At 70.9% G+C, this 11,966-nt stretch carries 13 protein-coding genes and 1 pseudogene; 11 read left to right on the plus strand and 3 right to left on the minus strand.

Going from position 1 to position 11,966, the window contains the following annotated elements:
• Positions 1-4: 4 nt before the first annotated feature.
• The 10 genes and pseudogenes from MU852_RS13690 (at position 5) to MU852_RS13725 (ending at position 8,207) form a co-directional block, all read left to right on the plus strand.
• Positions 5-691 carry a Fe2+-dependent dioxygenase gene (locus tag MU852_RS13690; protein ID WP_249750025.1) on the plus strand — a complete coding sequence of 229 codons (687 nt, stop codon included), beginning with the start codon at positions 5-7 and terminating at the stop codon, positions 689-691.
• Positions 692-809: 118 nt separating this feature from the next.
• Positions 810-2,795, plus strand: a complete 1,986-nt coding sequence (locus tag MU852_RS13695; RefSeq protein WP_249750026.1) for a TonB-dependent receptor — start codon at positions 810-812, stop codon at positions 2,793-2,795.
• A 56-nt stretch (positions 2,796-2,851) separates the two neighbouring features.
• On the plus strand, positions 2,852-3,541 hold the full coding sequence (locus MU852_RS13700; protein WP_249750027.1) for a PepSY-associated TM helix domain-containing protein: 690 nt from the start codon (positions 2,852-2,854) through the stop codon (positions 3,539-3,541).
• 23 nt (positions 3,542-3,564) lie between these two features.
• Positions 3,565-4,074, plus strand: coding sequence for a DUF2271 domain-containing protein (locus tag MU852_RS13705; RefSeq protein WP_249750028.1), 510 nt, complete (start codon positions 3,565-3,567; stop codon positions 4,072-4,074).
• A gap of 12 nt (positions 4,075-4,086) precedes the next feature.
• Complete coding sequence (locus tag MU852_RS13710; RefSeq protein ID WP_249750029.1) at positions 4,087-4,887, plus strand: DUF4198 domain-containing protein; 801 nt, start codon at positions 4,087-4,089, stop codon at positions 4,885-4,887.
• A gap of 9 nt (positions 4,888-4,896) precedes the next feature.
• Positions 4,897-5,409, plus strand: a complete 513-nt coding sequence (locus MU852_RS17515) for an FAD:protein FMN transferase (protein ID WP_283843634.1) — start codon at positions 4,897-4,899, stop codon at positions 5,407-5,409.
• A complete protein-coding gene (locus tag MU852_RS17520) occupies positions 5,370-5,642 on the plus strand; it encodes an FAD:protein FMN transferase (protein WP_283843635.1) in 273 nt (90 codons plus the stop codon). Before MU852_RS17515 ends, MU852_RS17520 begins: the two co-directional genes overlap by 40 nt.
• Entirely contained in the window at positions 5,630-5,992 is a 363-nt protein-coding gene (locus tag MU852_RS17525) for an FAD:protein FMN transferase (RefSeq protein WP_283843867.1), read from the plus strand. Before MU852_RS17520 ends, MU852_RS17525 begins: the two co-directional genes overlap by 13 nt.
• A 194-nt stretch (positions 5,993-6,186) precedes the next feature.
• A pseudogene (locus MU852_RS13720) lies at positions 6,187-7,208 on the plus strand (sulfite reductase subunit alpha); the annotation flags it as partial.
• A 45-nt stretch (positions 7,209-7,253) separates the two neighbouring features.
• Positions 7,254-8,207, plus strand: a complete 954-nt coding sequence (locus tag MU852_RS13725) for a glycoside hydrolase family 16 protein (protein ID WP_249751967.1) — start codon at positions 7,254-7,256, stop codon at positions 8,205-8,207.
• On the opposite strand, the gene MU852_RS13730 is transcribed toward MU852_RS13725, so the two are convergent.
• Positions 8,189-9,598, minus strand: coding sequence for a UDP-N-acetylmuramate--L-alanine ligase (locus MU852_RS13730; protein WP_249750030.1), 1,410 nt, complete (start codon positions 9,596-9,598; stop codon positions 8,189-8,191). The genes MU852_RS13725 and MU852_RS13730 overlap by 19 nt on opposite strands.
• A gap of 72 nt (positions 9,599-9,670) precedes the next feature.
• Between MU852_RS13730 and MU852_RS13735 the strand changes: the two genes are divergently transcribed.
• The gene (locus tag MU852_RS13735) at positions 9,671-10,492 is read left to right on the plus strand and encodes an LD-carboxypeptidase (RefSeq protein ID WP_249750031.1); all 822 of its coding nucleotides are present in this window, start codon (positions 9,671-9,673) and stop codon (positions 10,490-10,492) included.
• 234 nt (positions 10,493-10,726) lie between these two features.
• Here MU852_RS13735 and MU852_RS13740 read toward each other — a convergent pair whose 3' ends face one another.
• Complete coding sequence (locus MU852_RS13740; protein ID WP_249750032.1) at positions 10,727-11,686, minus strand: patatin-like phospholipase family protein; 960 nt, start codon at positions 11,684-11,686, stop codon at positions 10,727-10,729.
• Positions 11,686-11,949, minus strand: coding sequence for a hypothetical protein (locus tag MU852_RS13745; RefSeq protein WP_249750033.1), 264 nt, complete (start codon positions 11,947-11,949; stop codon positions 11,686-11,688). Before MU852_RS13745 ends, MU852_RS13740 begins: the two co-directional genes overlap by 1 nt.
• Between the last annotated feature and the right edge of the window lie 17 nt (positions 11,950-11,966).

Raw genomic sequence — 11,966 nt, forward strand, 5'->3', positions numbered from 1 at the left:
CGCCATGCTGCTGCACATCCCCCAGGTCTTCACCAAGGACGAGGTGGCCGTCCTGCGCGGCAAGCTGGACGCCGGTCCCTGGGCCGACGGCAACATGACCTCGGGCCACCAGTCGGCGACCGCCAAGCGGAACCAGCAGCTGCCCGAGGATTCCGCCGTCGCGCGCGAAGTCTCGGCCCTGGTCGCCCAGGCGCTGCACGCCAACCCCATGTTCGTCGCCGCCGCCCTGCCGCACACCCTCTTCCCGCCGCTGTTCAACCGCTACGAGGGCGGGGGCGAGTTCGGGACCCATGTCGACAACGCCATCCGTCAGCAGCGCGGCGGCGGCGCCTTGCGCATCCGCAGCGACCTGTCGGCCACCCTGTTCCTGTCCGAGCCCGAGGACTACGACGGCGGCGAGCTGGTGGTGGAGGAGATGTACGGTTCCCAGTCGGTCAAGCTGCCGGCCGGGGACCTGGTCCTCTATCCGTCCAAGAGCCTGCACCACGTCACCCCGGTGACGCGCGGCGCGCGGGTGTCGTCCTTCATGTGGCTGCAAAGCCTGGTGCGCGACGACGGCGACCGCGAGATGCTGTTCCGGCTGGACGTCGCCACCCAGCGCGTGGCCGTGGAAAAGGGGCCGAAGGACCAGGCGGTGATCGAGCTGACCGGCGTCTATCACAACCTGCTGCGCCGTTGGGCCGAGGTGTGACTTCCGGGCGACGCTGAGGTTTTTCGCCGCGCGGGGGTGAACCGGATCGAAGCGTGGCTATTGTAACCCCTGATGTTCCAGGACGCTCCGCCCCCCACCGCCCGCCCAGGTTTCCGACGTGGTGGTCACCGCCGCACGCCTGCCGCCCGCCGCCGCCGACGCCGCCTTTTCGGTGACGCGACTGGATCCCCAGGTGCTGGGTCGTTCCACCCGCCTGGACGAGGCGTTGCGAAGCGTGCCGGCCGTGTCGCTGTTCCGGCGGACCACGAGCCTGGCCGCCAATCCGACCACCCAGGGGATCTCGTTGCGCGCCATCGCCCCGTCCGGGGCTGGCCGCACCCTGGTCACGCTGGACGGCGTGCCGCTGAACGACCCGTTCGGCGGCTGGGTCATCTGGTCCCAGGCGGCGCCCGAGGCGCTTGAGGGCGTGGACGTGATCCGGGGCGCCGGGGCCGGCCCCTATGGCGCCGGCGCGTTGACGGGCACGATCCAGCTGCGCGAGCGGGATTCGGGCGGCGTGCTGGACCTGTCCGTCGCGGAACGGGGCGGGGCGCGAGCCGCGGGGTCCGGCTCGACCCAGCTGGGCGCGGTTCGCCTGACGGCCTCGGGCCTCTATGAGGTCAGCGACGGCTATGTTCCGGTGCGCGGCGCCGCGGCGGGGGCGGCGGACACGCCCCTGGATCTGGACAGCCGCAGCGCGTCGTTGCGGGCCGATGCGCCGGTCGGCTCGGCCGCCTTGTCCCTGCGCGCCTCGACCTGGGAGGAGGATCGCGGGTCCGGCCTGGCGAACACCCGCGCCAACGCCAGCGGCCACGCGCTGAGCGCCACCCTGGCTCGGGCGCCCCAGGCTGGCGACTATGGCTGGCGTCTTCAGGGCTGGAGGATCGAAAGCGATTTCGCCAACAGTTCGGCGTCGGTCGCCGCGGATCGCGCGACCACCACGCCGGCCAACGACCAGTATAAGACCCCGGCCGCGGGGTGGGGCGTGAACGCCGCCCTGCGCCGCCGCGCGGCCTCGGTCGCGGGCGGGCGGTTGGAGTGGGAGGTCGGCGCCGACGCCCGCTTCAACGAGGGCCAGACCAACGAACGGTTCAGCAATCCGACCGGCGCCGGCTTCACCAAGGGCCGCAAGGCGGGCGGCGAGACCGCCGTGGCCGGCGGCTACGTCGATGCGTCCTGGAGCGACGAGGCCTGGCTGGTCGCCGGCGGCCTGCGATGGGACCATTGGGAGAACACCGCCGGCTTCCGCTACGAGTACGACCTGGCCACCGGCGCGGCGCTGCTGGACGAGACCGACGCCGATCGCGACGGTGAAGTGGTCAGCGGCCGCCTGGCCGTGCGGCGCGACCTGGGCCAGGGTTACGCCGCGCGCGCGGCCGCCTATTCCGGGTTCCGTCCCGCGACGTTGAACGAACTGCACCGGCCGTTCCGCGTCGGCAACGACATCACCGAGGCCAACGCCGCCTTGGAGCCGGAGACGCTGCGCGGCGTGGAGGCCGGCCTGGCCTTCGACCAGGACGGGCGGGCCTGGGGCGCGACCGTCTTCTGGAACGAGATCGAGGACGCCATCGTCAACGTCACGATCGGCGAGGGGCCGGGGACCTTCCCGCGCGCGGGCTTCGTGCCGGCGGGCGGCGTCCTGAGACAGAGGCAGAATGCGGGGACCATCAAGGCGTGGGGCGTGGAGCTAAATGGGTCGACGCGCCTGTCCAAGACGATTTCCCTGGACGCCGCCCTGGCCTGGACGGACGCCGAGGTCGATGGCGGGACGGCGGCGCCCCAGCTGACCGGCTTGCGCCCGGCCCAGGCGCCCGAATGGAGCGCCACGGCCGGCCTTGACTGGCGCATCTCGCCCCGCCTGACCCTGGCGGTCGCGGCGCGTTACGAATCCGAGCGTTTCGACGACGATCTGAATAGCCGCGTGCTGGACGCCGCGGTGACGGCGGACGTCCGGGCGGAATGGGCGATGCGCGCGGGCGCGACCCTGTGGCTGGCCGCCGACAACCTGTTCGACGCCGATGTGGAGGTGTCGGAGACCGGAACTGGCGTGGCGGGTTACGGCCCGCCGCGGACGCTGAGGGCGGGCGTGCGGCTGGCCTACTGATCGTCGCCGCCGCCACTGCTATTGAAAACGGTTCGCAACAGTGGCAGAGCGGTCGCGTGACCGATCTCGCCCCGCAACGTCAGGCTGAATCCGCCAAGCCCGCCAGGCCTCAGCCCGCCAAGCCGAAGGCGGCGCTGAATGGCGCGCGGTCGTTCTGGCTGAAGCAGCTGCATTCCTGGCACTGGATTTCGGCGGCGCTCAGCCTGGTCGGCATGATCCTGTTCGCCGTCACGGGGATCACCCTGAACCACGCGGCCCAGATCCCGGCCGAGCCGGTCACGGTCGAGCAGACCGCGACCCTGCCGCAGCCGCTGCTTGACCGCCTGTCGTCATTCCCGGACGAAACGACCGACCCGGCGCCCGAGGCGGTCGCGCGCTGGGCCTCCCGGACGTTGTCGGTCGACATCGCCGGCAAGCCGACCGAGACCACGCCCGATGAAATCTACGTCGCCCTGCCGACGCCCGGCGGCGACGGCTGGCTGACCATCGACCGGGCGACAGGCGACGCCCTGCACGAAAACACCACCCGCGGCTGGATCGCCTACCTGAACGACCTGCACAAGGGCCGGAACGCCGGCCCGGTCTGGTACTGGTTCATCGACGTCTTCGCCGTGGCCTGCGTGATCTTCGCGGTCACCGGCCTGGGCCTGATGTGGCTTCACGCGCGGGGGCGGCCGTCGACCTGGCCCCTGGCGGGCCTCGGCCTGCTGATCCCCGTCGTCATCGCCCTGATCTTCATTCACTGAGCCAATCGCCGAGAGTGTACCGGATGCGCCTTCTTCCCATCGTCGTCACCACCGCCGGCCTGGCCGCGGCCGCGCCGGCCCTGGCCGCCGACCTGTCGGTCTCGGTCGACATCCCCCGCCTGAACACGGCCTCCTACCACCGCCCCTATGTGGCGATCTGGATCGAACAGCCCGATCAGACCGCCGTTCGCACCCTGGCGGTCTGGTACCAGCAGACCCGCAACAACGAGGGCGACGGCAAGGACTGGCTGAAGGATCTGCGCACCTGGTGGAGAAAGGGCGGTCGCGCCATGACCCTGCCGGCCGACGGCGTGTCGGGCGCCACGCGCGCGCCGGGAACCCAGACCGTCCGCGTGCCGGGCGCGCGCCTGGCCGGCCTGCAGCCCGGGCAATACAACATCGTCGTCGAGGCGGCGCGCGAACTGGGCGGCCGTGAATCCGTGCGCGTCCCGTTCCGCTGGGGCGCGCCCAACACCGGCCAGGCCTCCGGCTCCAATGAACTGGGCGCCGTGCGCGTCGCCGTCACCCGCTAAAGGATCGTCGCCATGAAGAAATCCCTCGCCCTGCTGGCCCTCACCGCCGTCCTGGCTGCGCCGATGGCCGCCCAGGCCCACCGCGCCTGGATGGCGCCGGCCTACACCGTGCTGTCGGGCAACGACGGCTGGGTCAGCTTCGACGCCGGAATGTCCAACGGGGTCTTCATCCCCGACCACAACGCCATGCGGCTGAACGGCCTGGTCATCACCGCGCCGGACGGCTCGGCCGCCCAGGCCGAGAACCAGATGCAGGGCCGCTACCGCTCGACCTTCGATCTGCATCTGACCCAGAACGGCACCTACAAGGTCGCCAACGTCATGAACGGATTCATGGCCAGCTACACCCTGAACGGCGAGCAGAAGCGCTGGCGCGGATCGGCGGCGGAGTTTCCGGCCGCCCTGCCGCAGGGCGCGACCGACGTGCGGGCCACGCGCACCGCGAACCGCATCGAGACCTTCGTCACCCTGAACAATCCGACCGACACGGTCTTCGCCCCGACCAACGAAGGGCTGGAGATGGTCCCGGTCACCCATCCCAACGACCTGGTGGCGGGCGAGGCGGCGACGTTCAAGCTGCTGAACGACGGGCGGCCGGCGGCGGACCTGGACGTCACCGTCGCGCGGGGCGGCCTGCGCTATCGCGACAATCCCGAGGAATCGACCGTCAAGACGGGCGCCGACGGGACGTTCTCGATCACCTGGCCCGAAGCGGGGATGTACTGGCTGAACGCCTCGGTGCGCAGCGAGGGCCAGGGCGATCAGCCGGGCGCCAATGCGCAATATGTGGCGGTGGTCGAGGTCCTGCCCTAAGCGGGTCGGATGACCGACAAACCCTTCCAGCCCGCAAGTCGGGCCGCGCCGTCTCCCGTCAGCATCGGCGACGCCGCGCCCTTGGCCGACCGGTCGGGCGACCGCGTGCTGATTCCGCCCGTGGCGCAGGCTCCCGAGCGACCGCCCAGCGACATCGTCTGGTCGCTGGGCGGCCAGACGATGGGGACGACCTGGAACGCGCGCCTCATCGCCCCGCCCGGCGCCGACAAGGCCGCGTTCCAGTCGGCGATCGAGGCGGAACTGGCCGAAATCGTGCGCCTGTTCAGCCCGTGGGAGCGGGGCAGCGAGATCAGCCGGTTCAACGCGGCCCCCCAGGGGGTCTGGGCGGTGTCGCAGGCGTTCTGGGACTTTCTGGACGCCGCCATGGACCTGGGCGACGAGACCAACGGGGCGGTCGATCCCACCCTGGGCGCCCTGGTCGATCTGTGGGGCTTCGGCCCCCCGGTCCTCGTTCGCCCCTGTTGCCGACGCCCGAGGACGAGGAGATCGTCGCCGCCTTGAAGGTGTCGGGCTGGCAGAAACTGCGGTTGAACCGCGACGCCCGCGCGGTGATGCAGATGGGCGGCATGAAGCTGGATTTCTCCGCCCTGGCCAAGGGCCATGCGGTGGACCGGGTCTCTGACCGCCTCATGGCGATGGGCGCGACCTCGCACCTGGTCGAGATCGGCGGCGAGCTGAAGGAAGAGGCGTCAAGCCGGACGCCCAGCCCTGGTGGGCCGAGATCGAGCGGCTAGCGGACAGCCCCGCGCCGCGCACCGTGGTCGCCCTGCACGAACTGGCCGTGGCCACCAGCGGCGACTATCGCCGTGCGTTCGAGCATCAGGGTCGGCTCTATCCGCACACCATCGACGGCTCGACCGGCCAGCCGGTGGACAATGGCCTGGCCTCGGTCAGCGTGCTGCACGCCCAGGCGCTGAGAGCCGACGCCTACGCCACCGCCCTGACCGTCATGGGGCCCTACGACGGGCCCGAGTTCGCGGAAGGCCTCGGCCTGGCGGCGCATTTCGTCCAGCGCACCGACCGGGGACTGGTCGAGCGCATGACCCCGGCCTGGCGCGCCATGATGGACGACGACACGGCGTGACCCTCGATCCTGCCCGCTGGCTGTGGGCGGCCGGCGCGATCCTGCTCTGGCTGGCCCTGATCGCCCTGATCGTCTGGCGCGAAAGACGGGCCAGGGCCCGCGCCCGCGCCCGGTCCGAGGCGATGGCGGGAGACAGCGAGGCCGTTCTGGTCGCCTTCGCCAGCCAGACGGGCTTTGCGGAGGAGCTGGCCTGGATGACGGCCAAGGCCCTGGGACAGGGCGGCGTGGGCGCGCGGGTGCTGTCCTTCTCCGACATGGACATTGAGACGCTGAAGACGGCCGGCCGCGCCTTGCTGATCGTCTCGACCACGGGGAGGGCGATCCGCCCGACGCCGCCGCGGGCTTCGTGCGCAGGGCGATGGGGTGCAACGCCGACCTGTCCGATCTTCGCTTCGGCCTGTTGGCCCTGGGGGACCGGTCCTACGACCGGTTTTGCGGCTTCGGTCACGCCGTGGACGGGTGGCTGCGGCGATCGGGCGCCGAGCCCCTGTTCGATCCGGTCGAGGTGGACGATGGCGACGCCGGCGCCATCCGCCACTGGCAGCACCAGCTGAACCAGATCGCGGGCGTCGCGTCCGCGCCGGACTGGACGCCGCCGGCCTACGAGCCGTGGCGGCTGGCGTCGCGAACCTTGGTCAATCCGGGTTCGCCAGGCGCTGAGGCCTATCACCTGGCGTTCGAGCCGGCGGGGCCCGCGCCCGATTGGTCGGCCGGCGACATAGCCGAGATCGGGGTCCCGGCTCGCGACGGCCAGCCCGCGCCCGGCGCGCGCGAATACTCCATCGCCTCCCTGCCGGAGGATGGACGGCTGGAGTTGCTGATCCGGCTGATGCGCCGCCCCGACGGCCAGCTCGGCTTGGCGTCGGGGTGGCTGACCCAGACCCTGGCCCTGGGCGACGAGGTCGGGATGCGGGTGCGGGTCAACCGGGGCTTCCACGGCCCCTCGGCCGAGACGCCCCTGATTCTGATCGGCAACGGCACCGGGATCGCGGGCTTGCGCGCACACCTGAAGGCGCGCGCCTCGGCCGGCGCCGGGGCCTGGCTGCTGTTCGGGGAACGGACGCGCGCGCACGACGCCTTCTTCGACGCCGAGCTTCAGGCCTGGCTCGCCTCGGGCGTGCTGACCCGGCTGGATCGAGCCTTTTCGCGGGACGCCGGCGGCGGCCGTTACGTGCAGGACCTGATCTCATCCGCCGCCGCCGACGTCCGCGCCTGGGTCGATCGTGGGGCCGCCGTCTATGTCTGCGGCAGCCTGGAGGGTATGTCGCAGGGGGTGATTCGGCGTTGCAGCAGGCGCTGGGCGAGGCGCGTCTGCTGGAGCTGCTGGAAACCGGACGTTACCGCCGCGACGTCTATTAGGGTTTTCCACCCCGCCGACACCCTGTCATCAAGGGCGAAGGACGCTGGGAGGTCTGATCATGTTCATGCTCGCCGCCGCCTTGGCTATGGCGTCTCCGGACCCTGCGCCCCCGGCCATGATCTGGTCTGGGCCGACGAGTTCGATCGCGACGGCGCGCCCGATGCGTCGAAGTGGACCTATGACACGCACGCCAATCGCGGCGGCTGGTACAACAACGAGGCCCAGTACTATTCCGCCGATCGCCTGGAGAACGCGCGGGTCGAGGACGGCGTGCTGGTCATCGAGGCGCGGCGCGAGCGCATGGAGCCGACGCCCGCCGACTGGGGCGGACAGGACTACACCTCGGCGCGGCTGATCTCGACGGCGGGCTGGCGGGGCGGCTTCGTGGAAACCCGCGCCAAGCTGCCGTGCGGACGTGGAAGCTGGCCCGCCATCTGGATGTTGCCCCAGTCGCCCTCGGGCTGGCCCATCGGCGGCGAGATCGACATCATGGAGCACGTCGGCCACCGGCCGGGCGTCGTTCACGCCTCGATCCATACGCAAGCCTACAACCACGTGCGCGGCACCCAGAGCACGGCGACCACCCAGGTCGCGGACGCCTGCGACGCCTTTCATCTCTATCAGGTGCGCTGGACGGCGGACGAGATCGTCTTCCTGATCGACGACGCGCCGATCCACCGCTTCGCCAACGACGGGCGCGGCGATCCGGAAACCTGGCCGTTCGACAAGCCCTTCCACCTGATCCTGAACATCGCCGTCGGCGGCGACTGGGGCGGCGAGGAGGGGGTGGACGACGCCGCCTTCCCGCAGCGGATGGAGGTCGACTACGTCCGCGTCTATCGACCGGCCGACTGATCCAGCCGGTTCAGCAGGTCGCGCGCGAAGTCCGACAGGGTGTCGTCGCGGGCCCCCATGACCACGATCCGGTCGCCGGGGCGGACCATGCTCATGATCCGGTCGCCGCAGGCCGCGCGGTCCGCCAGGGCCTCGGCGTTGCGTCCGGCGGCGCGCACGCCCGAGGCGATATCCTCTGATCCCACGCTGCGATCGGTGGTGCCGCCGTAATAGACGGGCTCGGGCATCACAAGCACGTCGTCGGGCCGCAGCAGGCCGGCGAACCCCTGGATGAACTCTTCCCTCATCAGCTTCAGCGGGCCGAACCCGTGCGGCTGGAACAGGATCAGCAACCGGCCATCGAAGGCGTGCAGCGTCTTCAGCGTGGCGGCGATCTTGTCGGGGTTGTGGGCGAAGTCGTCGATGACGGTGACGTCGCCGGCCGTCCCGACCACCTCCATCCGCCTTCGGATGCCGGCGAAGGTCTCCAGCGCGCGCACGGCCTCGGCCACCGGGACGCCCAGCGCCTGGACCGCGCCGATGGCCGCCAGGGCGTTGGCGACGTTGTGGGCGCCCGGCGCGTTCAGCACGACGTCGAACTCGGTCCAGCCCGCGATCAGTCGGAACTTCATGCCCGCCGGCAGCGGCTCCAGGTCGTGGGCGGACAGGTCGGCCGCCTCTTCGCCCAGGCCGAAGGTGATCGCCTTGCCGGGCGCCAGCGTCTGGGCCAGGGCGGCGGTTTCGGGGTTGTCCAGGTTCAGAACGGCCGTGCGGGCCCGGCCGACGAAGCCGCCGAACAGGTCGCGCAGCTCCTCCATCGACTTGTGGTCCAGCGAGATGTTGGACACCACCGCCACCGTCGGATCGTAGCGGGCGATGGAGCCGTCGGATTCGTCCACCTCGGCCACGAACAGCGCCGGGTCGCCGACCAGGGCGCTGGCGAACGGATGGTCCGCGTCGGCGAAGTTCTTCATCACCGCCCCGTTCATCACGGTCGGCGCCCGACCGGTCTGGTGCAGGATCCAGGCGATCATGCCGGTGATCGTGGACTTGCCGCTGGTGCCCGCCACGCCGACCGAGGTCTCGGCGGCGTTGAACAGTTCGCTTAGCAGCTGGGGGCGGGTCTTGATCGCCGCGCCGACGCGACGGGCTGCGCCGATGTCGGGCACCGTGTCCTCGACCGCTCCGGTGGCCACCACGATCTGGTCGGGCCGCGTCACCCCGGACCCGTCCTGGGGGTGCAGGGTCACGCCGTGCGCGCGCAGCCAGTCGAACTTCTCGGGCGTCCGGCCCTGGTCCAGGGCGCGATCCGAGCCCTCGATCCGTCCGCCGCGCGCCTGGACGATCAGGGCCAGGGGCAGCATCCCCGATCCGCCGATGCCGCAGAAGAAGTAGGAGGCGTCTTGATTCATGGAGGCGAAACCGGGAGGACTGGACCGCGCCTGACTAGCACGGGCGATGCCCGGGGCCAGACGGAACTTGTCATGAAGATCGGCGTCGTCGTCGCCAGTTCGCGCTTTTCCAAGGATCGGGCCAAGGCCGTCGACGCCTGGATGGCCGCCCACTTCCCCGATCGGTCGGTCTCGGTGGTGTTCCATCCGTCCTGCTTTCTGAAGCACGGCCACTTCGCCGGGGACGACGCGGCCCGGGCCGACGCCTTTGTGGACTTCGCCAACGATCCGCGCCTGGACGCCATCTGGTTCGGACGGGGCGGCTACGGCGCCTGCCGCATCGCCGAGGCGGTTCTGCCGCGCCTGACGGCGGTGGCGCGCAAGAAGAAATACATGGGTTATTCCGACGCCGGCAGCCTGTTGGCGATCCTGTACAAGGCCGGCTTTCCCCATCTGGCGCACGGGCCGATGGCGTCCGACGCCATCCGTCACGACGAGACGGCCTATCGCGCCCTCAACTGGTTCCTGCGGGACGATCCCGCCTCGCTGGAGCCGTCCCTGCTCAGCGACCCGCGCCCGGCGGTCGCCTTCAACCTGTCGATCATCGACCAGCTGGTCGGAACCGCGCTGGAGCCGGATCTGAGCGGCCACGTCCTGATGCTGGAGGAGGTGTCGGAGGCGCTCTATCGCGTCGACCGGATGATGTTCCACCTGACCGGTCAGGCCTCGATCCGACGGGTGGCGGGCATCCGTCTGGGGCGCGTCTCCGACGTGACCTTCAACGATCCCGATTTCGGCCAGACGCCCGAAAAGATCGTGCGCTTCTGGTGCGGTCGCGCGGGCATTCCCTATCTGGGCGCCGCCGACATCGGCCACGACGCGGCCAACAAGGTCGTGCCCTTCGGCCGCCGGTGAGCAGGCCTCTCGTTGCGGCGCGGCGCGGCGCGAAAGACACAGTCTCGCCCAATTCCTTGACGGGCCGGCGCATCCCCCTCGACAGCCGCCGCATCGCGACGTCAGATGCAGGTCCGCGAGGCGTTAGGACTTCGTTAGCCAAGGCGTTGGGGGACGCGGCGGCTACGCCTCCGCGATGCGGCGGTTCGTTCGGAGTCGGGGGATGACGGACGAACCGCCTGATCGCCTTCGCTTTCACTGATCCTGCGATGGGGCCGGCGTTCGCTCGCCGGCGGCCGCCACCGTGTCGCTGCTCGAGGATTCCGCGCGCGGCGGCAACAGGGGCGCGGCCCGGCCCTGCGCATCCATGACGGTGCGCCAGGCCTGCCCGGCCTGCATGGCCGCGCGGCCCGCCTGGAAGAGGCGATTCATGTTCTCGCGGCCGAAATCCAGGCTGTCCTCCTCGGTCTCGGGGCCGATCATGGCGACGTTCATGGTCATGCCGTTGACGCGGGCGAACTGCGCCGTATTGGCCAGGTCCGAGCGGGTGATCGCCTTCATCATGGTGTCGAAACTGCGCGCGGCGATCCGCGCCGGGCTGAGCGTCGCGACCTGAAACTTGGGCTCGGGCTTGCCGTTGACGAGCACCCAGATCCGCCCTTCGCCCCGCGCACCCAGATTGTCCGCCAGCAGCAGCGGTTCCGGCGCCACCAGGAAGTTGGCGACCGTGCCCCCGTCGACATGGATTTCGCTGACCTGCCGTCCGTCGTGATCATAGGTCAGCGGCACCGGCGGGAAGGCGCCGGGAATGCTGGCCGAGGCGATCAGCACGTTCACGAACAGCACCCTTGACGCGACATCGTCGCGGCTGGCCAGGGCGCCCATGTCCCACACGATCTGGGTCTGGGTGTCCAGGCTGGTCGTGGCGACATAGAGCCGGCGGCCCTTGGCGTGCTCCGCCGCGACGGCGCGCAACAGCGTCTCGTCGACATTGTCCAGCACCAGGTCGCGCAAGGGGGCCGGATCGAACACGCCCGGCAGGAACAGGGCCAGCAGCCCCCGCGACTTCAACAGACCGTCGGCATGGCCCCCGGTGTAGGCCTGGGTCAGGGCGGGGTCGAACGATCGTCCGGCGAAGACGAACGGCGCGATCAGGGCGCCGGTCGACACCCCCGTCACCACCTCGAAGGTCGGCGGATCCGGCCAGGCCGTCATCACTCCGGCGCCCCACGCTCCGTTGGCGCCGCCGCCGGACAGGGCCAGCAGGTCGAACCGACCGTCGGCCGGCGCCTGGGCGGCGCGCCGGGTGTCCGCCTCGACCGCGCCCGGGCCGTGTCGCTGGAGAAGTCGTAGCGATAAGGCGGGCTGGCGGCGGCCAGCTCGGCCTGGGTGAACCCCGGTCGCGGCAGCGTCTGGCAGGCGGCCGCCCCCAGGGCCGCGAGCATGAGGCAGGTCAGGGCGAAGCGGCGCGTTTCCATGCAAGACCTTTGGCCCG

The organism is Brevundimonas albigilva, assembly GCF_023503965.1.
Taxonomy (GTDB): domain Bacteria; phylum Pseudomonadota; class Alphaproteobacteria; order Caulobacterales; family Caulobacteraceae; genus Brevundimonas; species Brevundimonas albigilva.